The organism is Flavobacterium sp. XN-5 (genome assembly GCF_008033395.2).
Classification (GTDB): domain Bacteria; phylum Bacteroidota; class Bacteroidia; order Flavobacteriales; family Flavobacteriaceae; genus Flavobacterium; species Flavobacterium hiemivividum.
On the sequence record NZ_VOGZ02000002.1, the window covers coordinates 1 to 17228 of the forward strand.

Here is a 17228-nt window from a genome sequence, read left to right on the forward strand (position 1 = left end):
GCATCTCCACCATAAGTGAAAGGAGCTACACCATTAGAAGATAAAGTAACCGAAGCTTTTCCACCAAAACATACAATTTGTGATGGAGTAGCCGTTAAAGTTATTTGTGCAGGTGCCGCATCAATAGTAACCGAAGTAGTTGCAGTACAACCATTGGCATCCGTTACAGTCACTATATAATCACCTGCTGCCAAGCCTGTTTGATCTTCTGAACTGGCGGAAACGCCTGTTCCTGTCCAAGCATAAGTATATGGTGCTACGCCGCCTGCTACAGTAATGTTTATTGCTCCAGTCGAAGCACCATAACACAATACATTGGTTTGGGTTTTGGTGACTGTTGGTGGTGTTGCAACAATTATTTGTGCAAAGTTACTTGTAAAGGAACATCCATTAGTATCTTTAACTGTAACTTTATAAAAACCTGTTCCCAAACCTGTGTAATTACCACTAATATCACCATTAGTTGGTTGTCCTGCTGCGCTATAACTTCCTGTACTTGTTGACGCATAAAGCAAATCATAGGTATAGCTTCCATTACCTCCTGTTGCTCCACTAGTAGTAATACTGCCTGTACTTCCATTACATGAAGTTTGTGAAGGCGTTAAAGTAAGCCCTGCTAATTGCGGGTAAATTGTAACAGTATGGGTTTTAGTTTTAGAAGCCGCTGATGGTGTAGCGGTATCTGTTGCAGTTAATGTAATTGTATAAACTATCGGAATCGCCGTATTGTTTACAGGGTAAGAATGAGCTGAAAAAACATAATCAATAAATTCTTGATTTGTATCATTATAAAGATCTGGATTTGGAGTGATTGTGATATCTCCTGTGCCATCACCATAATTAATTTTAAGTTTATATGGTGTCTGAATTGCTGTTAAACCACCTGATTGATATATTTTACCACCTGTAACATCTGAAGTAACAGTTATTGCATTACAATCTCTGGTAGAAGTAAAATCAACTTCTAGTGGACCATCAACTGTAATATTTGGAACACCGCTATCACATTTCGGACCATCTTGATCATCATCTGGCTTTGTACTTGCGTTAGGACCCCAAGATACATATATATCTTTTAACTCAAAGGAAGCTCCACAATTATAAGGGATTTTTGCTACTTGATAATTTGTTGTTGTACTTAATTGATTAGTACCATTAGCGGTAGAAAGTGCCTGTTTTACTTGAATGAATTCATTAGTTACAGTTGTACCATCAATTTTATATTGAATTCCATCAATGAATAGTTTAAACTCTGTATACAATGCATATTTAGTAGCAGTTTTGGAAAGTTTAATGTAAATAAAAACATCTCCTGTTACTGGACAATTAGTTATTGGATTTCCACTAACATCCCCTAGAAAAACTTTTTCAATAATAACTTCATTTGAATTACAAGAAGTTGTGTTTCCTATACTGCTGTATGTAACATTTGGATTCATAATCTCTATAGTCTGAGAATATCCAACCGTAGTTGAAAACAACAAAACTAAAAAGGTCGCTAAACTAAAAAAAGTAATTGTAGATTTTTTGTAAGTAAAGTTTGGTTTCATATTGATTTTTTTAAATCGTTAGAAATGGGTTGTTAGTAGAAGTAATTCAAGTTTACACTGATTTACAATAATGATCATCGAATAGATGTGATTCAAAAGGAATCACAACTATAGTGGTAAAATTTGTTTTAAGGGAATCAAAAAAGGAGGATATGAATAATGCTTTATGAGAAAGCATTCTAATCCAATATTTTAGAAATTGAATTTCTGAATATTTGATTCTAGTGGCTATTAATTTTGCCAGTATTAAAAGAGTAATTATTAGTATCATAACAGTAGGATTTTTTGTTTTTAAAATGGACGATAGATTTCGGGCAGGAAACCATTGCAATTCAATAAAATATTTTTTATCTAATTATTGTTATTCAAAATTAATAAGAAATAGTAGCCTTTTATTTTTTTGTCTTTGAATAACCTAAATACTCGTTCAATTGCATATTTCTGCAAAAAAACGGAGCCTGTTTTAGATGTTTTTTTAGAAATTACTGTGAAAAACCTTATTTTTATGTTAAAGTTTAACAATTTTAAAGGATGTTTGAGCACATTAGTTTAATGTGAGTATATAAATTAATTCTTTCGAAATTTTAAAAATAATTGATTGCTATAATGTTTCATTTCCCAGTTGTATCAAAAAGTTGAACGCTCTAATCCCTACTATCATTCCAACTTTTTTACTTTAAGATTTTGATTTTTAATAATTTATAAAACTAAATGATTGAAAATCAAAACAGTACATATCGATGATAATTCTTGCTAATTGTATCAAAATAAAACAGCTCCCTTTTTAACAGGTATTTTTCTAAATAAACAAACCTAATTTTAGTCTTAAATAACTGACGTACATTGTTTTGAATATGATTTATTTATGATATTTCTTTCGAACAAAAAAACATATTTAATTAATATTAATTGTATCTTTCTATTTCAGTTAATTCCTATTGAGATTTACACTAATACTACTTATTATGAAAAATTTGATATTAATACGACATGCTAAATCTAATTGGGATGTACCTTTAAAAGATGTTGATCGACCACTAGAGCAAAGAGGAATGAAAGATGCGCATCTAGTTTCATTAAGTATTTTGGATTTTATTCCTAAAACATTTGTAATATGGAGTAGTATTGCAAAAAGAGCGATAGATACTGCAACTATTTTTGCGCAAAACATTTTATACCCTTTAGATTCTATTGTATATAAAGACGAGCTATACACATTTGACGAAAATCAATTGGAAAAGATTATAAAATCATGTGATAATAGTTTTGAAAGCATCATTCTTTTCGGACATAATGCGGCAATTACAAATTTTGTTAATAAATTTGGAAATACATTTATTAGTAATGTACCTACAGCTGGTTTTGTATCTTTACAATTCGATACCAAATACTGGAAAGAAATTGAAAAAGGTATCACCCAAAAAATAATTGTTCCAAAAGATTTAAAATAAAAATAGTGCGAGAGAAAAAATATATAGATAGGGAGAAAAGTTGGTTAGCCTTTAATGCCAGAGTACTTCAAGAAGCAGCAGATGATTCAGTACCACTTTTAGACAGATTGCGATTCCTAGGAATTTTTTCGAATAATTTAGATGAGTTTTTTAGAGTTCGTTTTGCAGCCATTCGCAGACTAAGTCTATCAGGTAAAAGCGGAGAGAAAATTTTAGGAGGTATTTCGGCTCAACAACTAGTAAAAGACATTACAGAGATTGTAATCGAAGATCAAACTGCAAGTCTTCTAATCCTTAAAAAAATTGAAACTGAACTAGAAGCCGAAAATATTTTCATCATTAACGAGAATGAAATTTCAGTTGATCAAGAAATTTATTTAAAAGATTTCTTTATACAAAAACTGAGTCCTGAGTTAGTAACTATAATCTTAAATGATTTATCTGAGTTTCCTTTATTAAGAGACAATATGGGGTATTTGGCTATTAAATTAGTCATGAAAAAAAATTCAGAAGTTCGCTATGCAATTATCGAAATTCCAAAGACGATGAATCGATTTGTAGTTTTACCTTCAGATGATGACAGGCAATATGTAATTCTTATCGATGATGTAATTAGACACAATTTAAAAAGTATATTTAATATTTTTGATTACCAAAGTGTTAGTGCTCATATGATAAAGATTAGTCGTGATGCACAATTAGATATTGACAGCGATTTGAGTAAAAGTATGCTTGAGAAAATTTCGACAAGTGTAAAAGACAGAATAATAGGAGAACCTGTTCGTTTTATCTACGATCAAACAATCGATAAAGACACCTTGAAATTCTTTCTTGACAAGATGAAAATCGATTCTACAGATAGTATTATACCAGGAGGTCGCTATCATAACAGAAGGGATTACATGGATTTTCCAAATTTGGGGAGATTCGATTTATTGTATGCAAAAAACGATCCATTACCCATTCCTGGATTAAGTCTAGAAGGTAGTATCTTAGAGAAAATCAGTGAAAAAGATTATCTATTGAATGCACCTTATCAAACCTTTTCATATCTCACTAAGTTTCTTCGTGAAGCTGCATTAGATCCTAAAGTCACTACTATAAAAATAACACTGTATCGATTAGCTAAAAATTCGCAAATTATAAGCTCGTTGATCAATGCCGCAAAAAATGGTAAGAAAGTAACAGTGCAAATTGAATTGCAAGCTCGATTTGATGAAGCGTCAAACATATCCTATGCTGAACAAATGCAAACGGAAGGTATCGAACTTATTTTTGGAGTAAAGGGACTTAAAGTACATAGTAAAATATGTGTTATCGAAAGAAATGAAAATGGTAAAGTAAAAAGGTACGGCTTTATATCGACAGGAAACTTTAATGAGGCAACGGCAAAGGTATATACTGATGTGACATTATTTACTAGTCATCAACAGATTCTAAAAGACATAAACAAAATATTTGATTTCTTTAATATTAACTATAGGTTGTATCGCTACAAGCATCTAATTGTCTCGCCTCATTACACTAGAATTCGATTCTATAAGTTAATCGATAGAGAAATTCTGCATGCATTAGCTGGACGAAAAACATACATCAAACTAAAAATGAATAGTTTATCTGATTTTGGTATGATCGATAAATTGTATGAAGCCAGTAATGCAGGAGTAAAAATACAACTGGAAGTTAGAGGGATTTGTTCATTGATTCCTGGAGTGAAAGGGATGAGTGCTAATATCGAAGCGATCAGTATTGTTGATAACTATTTAGAACATTCTAGAATCTATATTTTTGGAAATGCCGGACAAACGGAGGTTTATATATCCTCTGCAGATTTTATGACGCGTAATCTTGATGGAAGGGTAGAAGTAACCTGCCCAATTTATGATCAAGGAATTAAAAAAGAATTAATTGACAATTTTGATTTAGGTTGGAAAGGAAACGTAAAAGCACGTGTTCATTCTGAGCTATTAGATAATAAGTATCGCCAAAGAAAAGATGATCCTGTATTTAGAGCTCAGATAGAAACTTATGAATATTATCAAAAGAAAGTCGAATTATTAGCTGAAACTTCATAGAAACAACATTTTTTTTAACTGATATAGCAGTAAAAAAGTAAATTCAAAATCATAATCAAGAATGATTAACATAAAAAAATACGCAGCAATCGATATTGGATCAAATGCCATGCGTTTATTAGTAGTAAATATTGTCGAACAAGAGGGTAAAGAACCTCAATTTAATAAAAGTTCCTTAGTACGTGTACCTATTCGTTTAGGGCAGGACGCCTTTACTGTTGGTGAAATATCTGAAGAAAATATCGACAGAATGTGTGATGCCATGAAAGCATTCAATCTCTTGATGAAAGTACATAAAGTTCAATCGTATAAGGCATTTGCAACCTCTGCAATGCGGGAGGCTTACAATGGAAAAGAAATTGTGGCCCTAATAAAGGAAAAAGCCGATGTTAACATCGATATTATTGATGGTAAAATGGAAGCGGCAATTATTGCTTCAACGGATTTGCATCATTTGCTAAAAACAGATCAAACCTATCTTTTTGTAGATGTGGGTGGTGGAAGTACAGAATTTACACTTTTTTCGGGCGGGAAAATAGTTGCTTCCAAATCTTTTAAAGCAGGAACGGTTCGATTGTTGAACGGAATGGTCTGCGATGTGGTATGGGATGAAATTGAAAAATGGATTAAAGTTAATACAAAAGATTACGAAGAAGTTACCCTTATTGGATCTGGTGGAAACATTAATAAATTATTTAAAATGTCGGGGAAAATTCAAGAAAAGCCATTGTCTTATATTTATATGAACTCACAATATTCCTTCTTGAATTCATTGTCATACGAACAAAGGATCTCGGAATTAGGATTAAACCCAGATCGTGCCGATGTTATCATACCAGCCACTAGAATCTATCTCAATGCAATGAAATGGAGTGGAGCAAGGCAAATTTATGTTCCAAAAATAGGTTTATCGGATGGAATTGTAAAAGCCATGTATTTTGGCAAAATATAGGTTTAAGTACTTTAGAAAAGCCTAATGTTATTTATGTAATATTGGGCTAATTGCTTAAAATTGAAGAGTAGTTTTTTGAGTAATGAGTTACACAAGAAATAAATGGTGCTCAACAATGCGACTTTTAGGCATTCAAATCTAATCCAAACGTAGTTCGCAGCAATTCAATATTAGGATTTATTTCGTGTAAACGATTGTAGCGGTCTTGGTCATTAAAATTCTTTTTATTTTCGAAACTTTCATTTACAATAATATCGATTGTAATATCGTGATTGTGTAAATGTCCTTTCAAATGTCCTAAGAGGCCATTTAATTCTTTTTCAAAATCTAACTTTGATCCTTCATTGGGTAATTCGATTGTAATGTTAAAGCCATTCAAAACGGGATCATTGATCAGCAATAAGGACTCCATAATTTTAAAACCTTTATCTCCTAAACGTTTTGCATAGTTGGTCCATTGCAATAACATCTCTGTTTCTGTAAATGCCTCCGTAGGGAAATCAACTACTTCCTTTACATACGATTTATTACTTTCTTCTAATGCTTTTTTGGCACGAATACTAGACAATGAAAAGGCTGAAATCTTAGGCTCATTTGTAGTTGCTTCTACTTTTTTGGGAGAAACAAATTCAATTTTCTTTTCAGACACATTTTCTTGTGGTTCCACGACAGCTTGTAAAGCAACTGGCTTTGCCACCACAGCTTTTGATTGGTCAGCTATCGAATAATCATTTTTTCTAAAATAAGTAGGGGGAATTATAAAGGACTCAACTTTTTTTTTTCTCCATCAAAAGTGATAGAGGCAAGTTGCATTAAGCAAAGTTCAACAAGCAATCGTTGGTTTTGACTCAGCTTGTATTTTAAATCACAATCATTTGCTATGGCAATTCCTTTCAATAAAAAATCTTGACTGCATTTTTGTGCTTGCAATCCATACATTTTTTGAGCTTGCTCACCAACTTCTAATAAAGTTAAAGTTGAAGGCGTCTTACTAACTAATAAGTCTCTAAAATGGGAAGCCAATCCAGATACAAAGTGATGCGCATCAAATCCTTTCGAAAGAATATCGTTGAAAGCCATCAGTAACTCAGGAATTTTATTTTCAAGAATTAAATCGGTAACCGTGATATAAGTTTCATAATCTAATACGTTCAAGTTCTCAGTAACAGCTTGACGCGTCAAATTTGTTCCGCAATAAGAAACTACTCTGTCAAAAATTGACAAAGCGTCACGCATGGCACCATCTGCTTTTTGTGCAATAATGTGTAAGGCATCATCTTCAAATACGATTCCTTGATTAGTTGCAACTTCGGCAAGATGTTCTTTGGCGTCTTTTACGGTGATTCTTTTGAAATCAAAAATCTGACAACGCGATAAAATCGTTGGAATAATTTTATGCTTTTCGGTCGTTGCCAATATAAAGATGGCGTGTTTTGGCGGCTCTTCTAGTGTTTTCAGGAAAGCATTAAAAGCCGCTGAAGACAACATATGGACCTCGTCAATAATATAAACTTTATATTTTCCGGTTTGTGGCGGAATACGAACTTGATCAATCAAGTTCCTGATATCGTCAACAGAATTGTTAGAGGCAGCATCTAATTCGAATACATTAAAAGCAAAATCTTCATTAGGATCATCATAACCCGGTTGATTGATTTTTCGAGCTAAGATACGAGCACAAGTTGTTTTACCAACTCCTCTAGGACCAGTAAATAATAGGGCAGAGGCAAGATGATTACTATCTATGGCATTCAATAAAGTATTGGTAATAGCCTTTTGTCCCACCACATCATTAAATGTTTGAGGACGATACTTACGAGCCGATACAACAAATTGTTCCATAAATTTTATATTCGAAAGCAAATATAGGCATTGCCATTATATTATGAAAACGATAATTTGTTTAATTCAGAAATTATTTATTTCTACCTTTAATAGTAATATTAATTAACACTTGTGCGGCATCACTAACTGAATTTGCTGCAAATCCACTTACAAAAACACCGTTTTTACCAGATTTTGTCCGTATTCCGTAAACGATGGCTTCGTCGTCTGGATTTGTATTTCCTTCATAACGGTAAATGTGGACAATTTGATAATCATTGGGATTATTTACAATGTCCTCTTCATGAAGGTTAAAATCATAAGTGAATCCTTTTTCTTTTAATTCTTCTAAGGCTTTTGATACAGTGGCATAGTGATAGTTATGTTCCATAATATTTTTTTAGTTCATTTTAAACTTATAAATCCTAAAATTGCTTTCATGAAAATTTATAGATTATTTTTATGATTTAGTTCGATTTTTTATGCTGATTTCTATTAGTGCTTGAGCGGCCTTAGTCACTGAATTTGCAGCAAAGCCAGCTACAAAAACTCCTTTTTTTCCAGAAATTGATTGAATTCCATAAACCACTGCTTCGTCCCCAGGATCTGTATCCCCTTCATAGCGATAAATGTGCTTGATTTCATATTTTTGAGGGTTTTTTGCAATTTCTTCTTCGTGAAGGTTGAAGTCATAAGTAAATCCATTTTCATTTAGTTCGTCTAAAGCTTTGGAAACCGTGGCATAATGATACATTTTAGTCATAATTTTTATTTTAAGGAATTTAATTATTGGAGGTTAATAGATTAGGTGTAACAAAGCTAATTTTATTTTATTAAAAGACGATAATTAAGTTCTACATTGATTTTCACTATTTGTGATACACAACTTAGCGAGTACAATTGCTGCTTGATTTCCTGAAGTTGCTGAAAAGCCGGTAACAAAAACACCTTTTTTTCCATCCACTGATTTAATACCATACACTATGGCCGAATCACCGGGATCAGAATTTCCTTCATATCGATAAACATGTTCTATATCATGATCAGCAGGATTTCTAATAATATCCTCGTGATGGATATTATAATCGTATTCAAATCCCAATTGTCTTAATTCATTAAGAGCTTCTGATACTGTTGAATAATGATAAATAGGTTTCATAGTGACCGGCTTTTTAATTAATTCTAAAGATAACCAATTTAAAATTAAGACTTTGTAAAATAGCTGTTAAACTAGAAACTCAATTGTTGACTTGGCATTAAAAATGTTGTAAATTTGCACGACAGACCGCCTTATCGACTCGTCTCGTTTTTAGGAACGAGACAAGTAGGAAAGTCCGGACACCATGGAGAAGCATAGCGGGTAACACCCGTCGGTTTTGTCTGCAAAGGCAAGATTAGGACAAGTGCAACAGAAAGTATGTACAGGTAATGCTGTAGTGAAACCAGGTAAACTCTATGCGGTGAAATATCAAGTATATCAGCATTTAAGGGCTTCTCGTCCGTTGTTGAAGGGTAGATAGCTTGATCTCGTTGGTAACAACGAGACTAGATAAATGATAAGGTGACACTGAAATTAATTCAGTGTTAACAGAATCCGGCTTATAGGTCTGTTTTTTTTTTAACGTTTTTGATTATACTTTTTCTATGCTTACAAGAATTGGAATTTTAGGAATGGGTGGAGTAGGTGGTTATTTTGGTGGATTATTGGCGAAAGCCTACGCTGAATTAGACCAAATCGAAATTGTTTTTATAGCTCGCGGGGAAACTCAAAAAGCAATCGCAGCTTCAGGATTAAAGATCGTCAGTGACGAAAATGAAATCATAGCCTTTCCAAGTATAGTTTCTAATGATCCGCTTGTCATCGGGAAACTCGATTATCTTATTTGTGCGACAAAAACGTATGATATTGAAGAAAGTCTTCTCGCATTAGAAAAATGCATTACTAAAAATACAATTTTCCTTCCTTTATATAATGGAGTCGATGCACCCGAAAGAATAAGTACCCTTTATCCTGATAATGAAGTATTACAAGGCTGCGTGTATATCATTTCAATGATTCAATCTCCAGGAGTAATTAGAAAAATGGGGTCTTTTGAAAAACTATATTTTGGCTCTAATACAGCACCAATTGCTAGACTGAAAGCATTACAACTTATTTTTAAAAACGCGTCCATTGATAGTGATTTCGTTGATGATATAGAAGAAAAGGTCTGGGAGAAATTTGTTTTTATTTCTGCTTTGGCTTCAGCTACATCTTATTTAAACCAAAATATTGGCGAAATCATAAATAGTAATTCTAATAGAATAGTCTATGTTGAACTCTTAAACGAGATTACCATCTTAGCCGCTGTAAAAGGATTGAACTTGCCTAATGATATTGTAATGCAGGCGATTCTTAAACTGGAAAAAACTCCAAAAGACGCTACTTCATCGATGCATCGCGATGTATTAGCTGGCAGAAAATTTGAACTGGCTTCTTTGACTGAATTTGTGGTAAATGAAGGTCTGAAATACGAAATGGAAATGCCTACTTATAAAAAGGTGCTGGATAAATTATCAGAGAAATTGGAATCTTAAGATTATTTTCTTTTAAGATTATAAAAAATCAAAAATAAGTTTGAGTAGCTGTTTGTATTTGTAATCTATTAATTATGTTTGTGTAGTGTTTTAATTTCGAACCAAGTACAAAATATACTACTTAACAAACCGTTTTACAAATGAAAAGGAAGTTTACACTATTTTCAATACTACTTGTCTTCACTACTTTACAGGCACAAGACAAACCCACAGTAGAAAAAAGTCAATTCAAAATTAATGTTCTTGTTCCAGGGATTGTGTACGAGCATGGATTTAATGCTAAAAATACCTTATATTCTGAAGTTAGCTTAGGTTTTGGGTATCGCTCGCATAGTTTTATTGGTTCTACTTGGGATTTTTATCCCGTAATAAACGAACAATTTCGACACTACTATAATTTAGAAAAGAGAGCTGCAAAAGGTAAAGTTACAGCACATAATTCTGGAGGATTTGTTGCATTTACCGCAGCTTATTTTTTTGAATCTAGCACTACAAATGATTCTTTCTCGAAAACAATTCCGTCATTAACTGTTGGGCCAGTTTGGGGATTTGAGCGCACCTATAAAGGCAATTTTAATCTAGGCTTGAATTTAGGAATTGGGTATAATATGGATAAATTTGAAGATGAATTTACTCCAATTGCTAATTTTTCATTGGGTTGGGTTATTGGGAAATAGTTTTATTAAATGATTTTAAAGACATAAAAAAAAGTCCTCGTTTTCACGGGGACTTTAGTATTTATATAGGTTTAATGATTTTTATTCTTCTTCGCCATCTTCAAAAAGATCAGGATCTGTTTCTTGGTCGGCGGAACTTAATTCGAAGAAACTAAAAATAGAACCGCCGTAACTTTTCTTGAACGAAAAATTATCCATATGGTCTAACTTGGTGTATTTAGAATGTTCGATTATCATCATCCCATCGTCGTTAAGTGTGTTTTTTTCGAAAATCAATAAGACAATTTTCTCAAAAATCTTTTGGTCCAGACCGTACGGTGGATCTGCAAAAATAATGTCGAAACTAGCATTGTTTCTTTCCAAAAATTTAAAAACATCACTCTTAGTTGCTGCAATATTAAAATCATACTCGGCTGCTACTTGCTTTATGAATTTCACACAGCCAAAATCACCATCTACTGAGGTAATAGGCTCGCTACCTCTGGAGGCAAATTCATAACTGATGTTTCCGGTTCCTGCGAATAAATCCAATATTTTCAAACCATCAAAATTAAAATGGTTGTTGATAACATTGAATAATGCTTCCTTAGACATATCGGTAGTGGGACGAACGGGTAAGCCTTTTGGCGGAGAAATGCGTCTTCCCTTGTATTTTCCTGAAATGATTCTCATGAGTTGAAAAGTATAAAATGATTTCTGTTTTCGGCCTCAGAAAAATAATTATTCCATCGTAAATCTTCCACATCAATTAGTGAAACGTTACGGATGTATTTGTATGCTATTTTGAAAAAATCACTTTCGGTGTCAATATTTCCAATTAGTTCTAATGCGAAAGATTCTGGATTTAAACTCAATTGTTCGGCGGTAAACAATACATAATAAATAAAATCTTCAGGAGTTTGATAATCAAATGAATTGAATAACAAAAGCTTCTGATTTTGAATCACAATAATCTCAAAATGTCCTTCACTAAAATGAACGGTCATTTTCTTATCGTCAATATTTTTGGATGCATCCAAAAGAGTTGACACTAAAATACTGTTGGCATGTTTGTAATCGAAAGTGCCAAATTGATCAATAAAAAAGTTGTTCATATTTACATAAGGAATGTAAACCGAATTAATTTGGTAATTACTGATTTCGTCGTATGCAAAAAAATCAGTGTCAAAAACCTTGGTATTGTATTGTAAATAACTTCCCAGAAAATTTTCGTCGAAAAGTGGTGCGGGAACAAATGTGGACAAATTATTATTGTGAATAATTAATACATCATCATAGGTTTCGGTTAATTCCGGATAATCTCTAAAGGCATTCGAAAATAAATCTTCAATTTTAATTCCTTTATGAAATGAATCAAAATGCACTTCATTAAAGGAAGTAATTGTGTTATTGAGTGTGTCAAAACAGCAAAAAGACAAACCAGACAAGGAAACTTGAATGGAGAGTTTTTTATATTTTTTTTCGGTAATATTCGTGTTTTGTGTAGACATAATCTGATTTATAATCCATTCTGTCTTTAGAAAAACAAAAAGATTAAATGCGATGACAAACTTACAAATTAAAATAACAATAGCAATGACTATGACCACGCCAACTGCAAAAAGCAGTACAAATAATTTATTAGAATAATCGAAACTAAAATCGAAATTGAATTAGATAAATGCATTGATTTTTGAGATTGAAACCCTTACTTTGCAGTTAAAATTTGTCAGATGAATTCCTCCTCGTTTTATAGCCTTATCCGAAATAAATTTCCTTTTGTACCTACCTACAAACAGGATATTTTTTTTCAAAAAATTGCTATTTTCTTAACTGATACTCATAACGACACGATTTTTGTTCTAAAAGGATATGCAGGAACGGGAAAAACGACTGTGATTTCGACAATTGTAAATAACCTTTTGGACATTGATAAAAAATATGTTTTGCTGGCGCCAACTGGTCGAGCAGCTAAAGTTATTGCCAGTTATTCGAACAAACCCGCTTTTACGATTCATAAAAAGATCTACTTCCCGAAGAAGTCTTCCGTTGGTGGCGTTTCTTTTACCTTGCAACAAAATAAACATAAAAACACCATTTTTATAGTCGATGAAGCTTCGATGATTTCGGATACTAACTCGGATTCTAAACTCTATGAAAATGGTTCTTTGCTTGATGATTTGATTTCTTATGTGTATTCAGGAACTAATTGTAAGATGCTGCTGCTGGGTGACACGGCTCAGTTGCCGCCAGTGAATTTAGACATCAGCCCTGCACTAGATACTCACACTTTAAGTTTGAATTACAATAAGGAAGTCGAATATATAGAACTTGACGAAGTAATGCGTCAGGAAGAAGATTCTGGAATTTTGTATAATGCTACGGAGCTTCGCGAGTTATTGAAAGATTCTTTTATCACAGAGTTTAAATTTAATGTTCGAAAATTTAAAGATATCGTTCGCCTAACTGATGGCTACGATATTCAGGATGCAATCAATTCGGCTTATAGCAATTATAGTATAGAGGACACCGCTTTTATTGTTCGTTCGAATAAAAGAGCGAATCAATACAATGAACAAATTAGAACCAAAATTCTCGATAAAGAAAGCGAATTGTCATCAGGCGATTTCTTGATGGTCGTAAAGAATAATTATTTTTGGTTGAAAGATTCAGATCATGCTGGATTTATTGCTAATGGCGATATTATCGAAATATTAGAAATTTTCAATATTAAAGAATTGTACGGTTTTAAGTTTGCCAACGTAAAAATTAGAATGGTCGATTATCCAGATCAAAAACCTTTTGAAACAGTTTTACTATTAGATACTATAAAAAGTGAATCACCGTCATTGACTTATGAAGAATCCAATAGATTGTATCAGGAAGTTTTGAAAGATTATGAAGGAGAAACCAAGTACAAGCAGTTTCAAAAAGTAAAAGCCAACGAATATTTTAATGGTTTACAAGTAAAATTCTCCTATGCCATTACCTGTCATAAATCGCAAGGGGGGCAGTGGAATACAGTTTTTATTGAACAGCCATATTTACCTAATGGAATTGACAGAGACTACATTCGGTGGTTGTATACTGCTATGACGAGAGCAAAAAATAAATTATATTTGATCGGTTTTAAAGATGAGAGTTTTGTGGAGTAGTTTTATTTTTTAGCTGTCATAACCCAATCTAATTTTTATATATAAATGATAAAACCACTTACTTCATTACGCTTCTTTTTTGCATTTATGATATTTGTACATCATATGACTTTTTTGGCAAAAAGCAAATCACCCAATTTAAGGTGGATTCATGAGTTCATATTAAAAGAAGGCTATATTGGAGTTAGTTTCTTTTTTATTCTAAGTGGTTTTATCTTGGCTTATAATTACAGGGATTCAATCATTAACAAGAAAACATCAAAATCTAATTTTTATATCGCTAGAATTGCTAGAATCTATCCGCTGCATTTATTGACATTATTAATTGCTGTGCCGTTGACACTTCAAAATATGAATTTTGAGATTTCATTATGGTTGAAACAGTTGCTTTTTAATTCTACACTAACCCAAAGTTTTATTCCCATAAAGAAAATATACTTTTCTTTTAATTCTCCGTCTTGGAGTATCTCTACTGAACTCTTTTTCTATTTGATGTTTCCTTTAATAATTCTTTTAATAGCGAAACTAAAAAATCTTAAATACAATAAGAGTTTATTGATTCCGTTTTTGCTTTTGGTGCCATTATTGATGTTACTAGTCCCACCTATATATTATAAAAGCCTTTTCTATGTAAATCCGTTTTTTAGGATTTTTGATTTTATCGTGGGGATTTTACTTTTCGAATTATATTTTAAAATAAAAAATAGAGAGCGAGTAATTAATTACAATATCTTAGAATTTAGTTCTTTAGTATTACTAATTGTTTTCTTTATATTTCATCGCGAGCTACCTCTAGTAGTACGATACTCCGTTTATTATTGGTTACCAATGAGTTTTTTAATATTAGTTTTCTCTTTCCAAAAAGGTGTTTTATCAAAATTATTATCTAATAACACCTTGATTTTACTTGGCGAAATAAGTTTTGGTTTCTATATGTTTCATCAATTAGTTTTGAAATATTTCCTCCAATTCAATAAATTGCATCTTCACATTGCCAACGAATATTATATCATTTCGATTATTCTAATCGTTTCGCTTCTAATAAGTTATATGAGTTTAATCTGGTTTGAAAACCCAGTAAATAAATATTTAAAAAGAGTTTTGATTAAGAAACCTAAAGGTTTATCGTAGTTCTAAAAGAAGATTAATTTTTTATTGTATTTATAGTATTAAAAACCATATTATGAGTACAATAACTATTGAAGTCGATGAAAATTACGTTTCATTTGTTAAGGCACTTTTGGAACATCTAAAAGGAGTCAAAAATATTACTGTACTTGGTCAAGAAAGATAAATGAAGAACATCGTATTGTTTATGAAATTCCGGATGATAATACTTTATTGATCCATAGTTTAAAAGGACACTATACTAATCTGAATATTTAAAAAGCAAACCTCACTATAATTACGTGAGGTTTGCTTTTTTTATTTGAATTCTTTCCAAGAACTTAGAAAATTTATGAATTATACGTTTAATTCGAGTCTAATAAAGTTACCCTTTTAAAATAAACTACCTAACTTCGTGCTTCAGTAATTCCAAAAATAAAACATGAAAATAATAGCCGTTATTCCTGCCCGATATGCTTCCACACGATTTCCAGCAAAATTAATGCAAGACCTTGGTGGTAAAACCGTGATTTTAAGAACTTATGAAGCCGCAGTAAACACGCATTTGTTTGACGATGTTTTTGTAGTAACAGATTCTGATTTAATCTATGACGAAATTATTTCTCATGGCGGAAAAGCCATTATGAGCATCAAAGAACACGAGTCGGGGAGTGATCGAATTGCAGAAGCAATAGCAAATCTAGAGGTAGAAATAGTAGTTAATGTACAGGGCGACGAACCGTTTATCGATACTGAACCTTTGGTAAAATTGATTGATGTTTTTAGAAAAGACACTGCCGCTCAGGTTGATTTGGCTTCTTTAATGCGAGAAATTAAAGAGGAAGAAGATATTACTAATCCCAACAATGTTAAAGTAGTAATAGATCAAAATGGTTTTGCTTTGTATTTCTCTCGTTCGGTGATTCCATATCCTAGGGAGAAGAATGTGGGTGTTCGGTACATGCAGCACATCGGCATTTATGCTTTCAGGAAACAGGCTTTGTTAGATTTTTATAATTTGCCAATGAAATCATTGGAAGCATCCGAAAAACTGGAACAACTACGTTATTTAGAGTTTGGAAAAAGAATAAAAATGGTCGAAACAACCCATGTAGGGATTGGAATCGATACTCCCGAAGATTTAGAAAGAGCAAGACTGATGCTTTAAATTAGTCCTTGTTGTCTTGATCAAAATAGCCTTTTGATTTTATTTTGGTAGAGAAAAAATTCAGGAATAAAACCACAAACATCAATACGATCATAGATTGTACACTCGCCAAAAATTTCCCAAAAGGATCCACGGGATAAAAATCTCCGTAGCCAATGGTGGATGCCGTTACGGTACTAAAATAGATGGCATCAAACCAATGCGTAAAGGGTTTGTTAAAATTATTTGTAAAGGAATACAAAACAGCAAAACCGAATACCATTTCGATATAATTAAAAAAGAGCAATAACATTGACCTTTTATAAGAACGCGGTTTCGAAAATAAATCAGACGCAAATATCAATGTAGGAATGTACAAGATCGTTTCAAGCATAACATAAGCCATTATCTCAAGAACGAGATGGTTATTTTGCCAGTGGTTCATTAAAATCAGTAACGGAAAAGCGACTTTTAATAACACATAAAAATCTACTGCCAGGTCTTCATACTCAGCACCTTTTTTAGCAACTAAATACTTTATATATATTCCAGGGAAGAATAACTGTGAGGAGGAAAGAAATAAACGAACAATTTTTTCAATTCCATTGTCATCTTGATGGTCGTTATTCCAAATTGCTTTTATATTCTGAATTCGCCTTTGAATAGGATTAAACTGTGGATTTTCCTTTTTAGTTACATTGCCCAAGAGCAGTTTGCGAATGATTTTTTTCATC

General features: G+C 32.4%; 18 protein-coding genes and 1 other RNA gene. 10 read left to right on the forward strand and 9 right to left on the reverse strand.

What is annotated here, in order from left to right; all coding sequences use genetic code 11:
* A partial coding sequence (locus tag FQU23_RS05260; protein ID WP_209282324.1) for a SprB repeat-containing protein occupies nt 1-1550 on the reverse strand: 1550 nt, incomplete at its 3' end.
* A gap of 965 nt (nt 1551-2515) precedes the next feature.
* Between FQU23_RS05260 and FQU23_RS05265 the strand changes: the two genes are divergently transcribed.
* From FQU23_RS05265 to FQU23_RS05275, 3 genes are all read left to right on the forward strand, one after another.
* Nucleotides 2516-3001, forward strand: a complete 486-nt coding sequence (locus FQU23_RS05265) for a SixA phosphatase family protein (RefSeq protein ID WP_132109692.1) — start codon at nt 2516-2518, stop codon at nt 2999-3001.
* A gap of 5 nt (nt 3002-3006) precedes the next feature.
* The gene (gene ppk1, locus FQU23_RS05270) at nt 3007-5076 is read left to right on the forward strand and encodes a polyphosphate kinase 1 (protein WP_132109691.1); all 2070 of its coding nucleotides are present in this window, start codon (nt 3007-3009) and stop codon (nt 5074-5076) included.
* 61 nt (nt 5077-5137) lie between these two features.
* The gene (locus tag FQU23_RS05275) at nt 5138-6028 is read left to right on the forward strand and encodes a Ppx/GppA phosphatase family protein (protein WP_147672941.1); all 891 of its coding nucleotides are present in this window, start codon (nt 5138-5140) and stop codon (nt 6026-6028) included.
* Nucleotides 6029-6152: 124 nt separating this feature from the next.
* Here FQU23_RS05275 and FQU23_RS16155 read toward each other — a convergent pair whose 3' ends face one another.
* From FQU23_RS16155 to FQU23_RS05300, 5 genes are all read right to left on the reverse strand, one after another.
* Nucleotides 6153-6725 carry a DNA polymerase III subunit gamma/tau gene (locus tag FQU23_RS16155; protein WP_245181074.1) on the reverse strand — a complete coding sequence of 191 codons (573 nt, stop codon included), beginning with the start codon at nt 6723-6725 and terminating at the stop codon, nt 6153-6155.
* A 59-nt stretch (nt 6726-6784) separates the two neighbouring features.
* Nucleotides 6785-7870: a DNA polymerase III subunit gamma/tau gene (gene dnaX, locus FQU23_RS05285; protein WP_147672942.1), complete on the reverse strand. Its 1086-nt coding sequence runs from the start codon at nt 7868-7870 to the stop codon at nt 6785-6787.
* A gap of 73 nt (nt 7871-7943) precedes the next feature.
* Entirely contained in the window at nt 7944-8243 is a 300-nt protein-coding gene (locus FQU23_RS05290; RefSeq protein ID WP_147672943.1) for a hypothetical protein, read from the reverse strand.
* Nucleotides 8244-8312: 69 nt separating this feature from the next.
* On the reverse strand, nt 8313-8615 hold the full coding sequence (locus FQU23_RS05295; protein WP_147672944.1) for a hypothetical protein: 303 nt from the start codon (nt 8613-8615) through the stop codon (nt 8313-8315).
* An 84-nt stretch (nt 8616-8699) separates the two neighbouring features.
* Nucleotides 8700-9011 carry a hypothetical protein gene (locus FQU23_RS05300; protein WP_147672945.1) on the reverse strand — a complete coding sequence of 104 codons (312 nt, stop codon included), beginning with the start codon at nt 9009-9011 and terminating at the stop codon, nt 8700-8702.
* A 118-nt stretch (nt 9012-9129) separates the two neighbouring features.
* On the opposite strand from FQU23_RS05300, the gene rnpB reads away from it, so the two are divergent.
* The 3 genes from rnpB (at nt 9130) to FQU23_RS05315 (ending at nt 11106) form a co-directional block, all read left to right on the forward strand.
* Nucleotides 9130-9470: RNase P RNA component class A (gene rnpB, locus FQU23_RS05305), an RNA gene on the forward strand.
* Nucleotides 9471-9496: 26 nt separating this feature from the next.
* Nucleotides 9497-10429, forward strand: a complete 933-nt coding sequence (locus tag FQU23_RS05310; RefSeq protein WP_147672946.1) for a ketopantoate reductase family protein — start codon at nt 9497-9499, stop codon at nt 10427-10429.
* 140 nt (nt 10430-10569) lie between these two features.
* A complete protein-coding gene (locus tag FQU23_RS05315; protein ID WP_147672947.1) occupies nt 10570-11106 on the forward strand; it encodes a hypothetical protein in 537 nt (178 codons plus the stop codon).
* An 81-nt stretch (nt 11107-11187) separates the two neighbouring features.
* On the opposite strand, the gene FQU23_RS05320 is transcribed toward FQU23_RS05315, so the two are convergent.
* Together FQU23_RS05320 and FQU23_RS05325 are read right to left on the reverse strand one after the other, a co-directional pair.
* Nucleotides 11188-11778, reverse strand: coding sequence for an RsmD family RNA methyltransferase (locus FQU23_RS05320; protein WP_147672948.1), 591 nt, complete (start codon nt 11776-11778; stop codon nt 11188-11190).
* A complete protein-coding gene (locus tag FQU23_RS05325) occupies nt 11775-12596 on the reverse strand; it encodes a DUF3822 family protein (RefSeq protein ID WP_132109683.1) in 822 nt (273 codons plus the stop codon). Before FQU23_RS05325 ends, FQU23_RS05320 begins: the two co-directional genes overlap by 4 nt.
* Before the next feature lie 222 nt (nt 12597-12818).
* Between FQU23_RS05325 and FQU23_RS05330 the strand changes: the two genes are divergently transcribed.
* From FQU23_RS05330 to kdsB, 4 genes are all read left to right on the forward strand, one after another.
* On the forward strand, nt 12819-14240 hold the full coding sequence (locus tag FQU23_RS05330) for an ATP-dependent RecD-like DNA helicase (RefSeq protein WP_147672949.1): 1422 nt from the start codon (nt 12819-12821) through the stop codon (nt 14238-14240).
* A gap of 45 nt (nt 14241-14285) precedes the next feature.
* On the forward strand, nt 14286-15371 hold the full coding sequence (locus FQU23_RS05335; RefSeq protein WP_147672950.1) for an acyltransferase family protein: 1086 nt from the start codon (nt 14286-14288) through the stop codon (nt 15369-15371).
* A gap of 177 nt (nt 15372-15548) precedes the next feature.
* On the forward strand, nt 15549-15626 hold the full coding sequence (locus FQU23_RS05340) for a hypothetical protein (protein WP_317165181.1): 78 nt from the start codon (nt 15549-15551) through the stop codon (nt 15624-15626).
* Nucleotides 15627-15789: 163 nt separating this feature from the next.
* Nucleotides 15790-16515 (forward strand): 3-deoxy-manno-octulosonate cytidylyltransferase, encoded by a 726-nt coding sequence (gene kdsB / locus FQU23_RS05345; RefSeq protein ID WP_147672951.1) that lies wholly within the window; start codon nt 15790-15792, stop codon nt 16513-16515.
* Nucleotide 16516: 1 nt separating this feature from the next.
* On the opposite strand, the gene FQU23_RS05350 is transcribed toward kdsB, so the two are convergent.
* Nucleotides 16517-17227 carry a potassium channel family protein gene (locus FQU23_RS05350; protein ID WP_147672952.1) on the reverse strand — a complete coding sequence of 237 codons (711 nt, stop codon included), beginning with the start codon at nt 17225-17227 and terminating at the stop codon, nt 16517-16519.
* Nucleotide 17228 lies beyond the last annotated feature (1 nt).

Bases quoted from the DNA above. Each gene is read 5' to 3' on its own strand.
- FQU23_RS05265 (WP_132109692.1), top strand. From the start codon at position 2,516: ATGAAAAATTTGATATTAATACGACATGCTAAATCTAATTGGGATGTA.
- FQU23_RS05275 (WP_147672941.1), top strand. From the start codon at position 5,138: ATGATTAACATAAAAAAATACGCAGCAATCGATATTGGATCAAATGCC.
- dnaX (WP_147672942.1), bottom strand. From the start codon at position 7,870: ATGGAACAATTTGTTGTATCGGCTCGTAAGTATCGTCCTCAAACATTT.
- FQU23_RS05290 (WP_147672943.1), bottom strand. From the start codon at position 8,243: ATGGAACATAACTATCACTATGCCACTGTATCAAAAGCCTTAGAAGAA.
- FQU23_RS05295 (WP_147672944.1), bottom strand. From the start codon at position 8,615: ATGACTAAAATGTATCATTATGCCACGGTTTCCAAAGCTTTAGACGAA.
- FQU23_RS05300 (WP_147672945.1), bottom strand. From the start codon at position 9,011: ATGAAACCTATTTATCATTATTCAACAGTATCAGAAGCTCTTAATGAA.
- FQU23_RS05310 (WP_147672946.1), top strand. From the start codon at position 9,497: ATGCTTACAAGAATTGGAATTTTAGGAATGGGTGGAGTAGGTGGTTAT.
- FQU23_RS05315 (WP_147672947.1), top strand. From the start codon at position 10,570: ATGAAAAGGAAGTTTACACTATTTTCAATACTACTTGTCTTCACTACT.
- FQU23_RS05320 (WP_147672948.1), bottom strand. From the start codon at position 11,778: ATGAGAATCATTTCAGGAAAATACAAGGGAAGACGCATTTCTCCGCCA.
- FQU23_RS05325 (WP_132109683.1), bottom strand. From the start codon at position 12,596: ATGTCTACACAAAACACGAATATTACCGAAAAAAAATATAAAAAACTC.
- FQU23_RS05330 (WP_147672949.1), top strand. From the start codon at position 12,819: ATGAATTCCTCCTCGTTTTATAGCCTTATCCGAAATAAATTTCCTTTT.
- FQU23_RS05335 (WP_147672950.1), top strand. From the start codon at position 14,286: ATGATAAAACCACTTACTTCATTACGCTTCTTTTTTGCATTTATGATA.
- kdsB (WP_147672951.1), top strand. From the start codon at position 15,790: ATGAAAATAATAGCCGTTATTCCTGCCCGATATGCTTCCACACGATTT.
- FQU23_RS05350 (WP_147672952.1), bottom strand. From the start codon at position 17,227: ATGAAAAAAATCATTCGCAAACTGCTCTTGGGCAATGTAACTAAAAAG.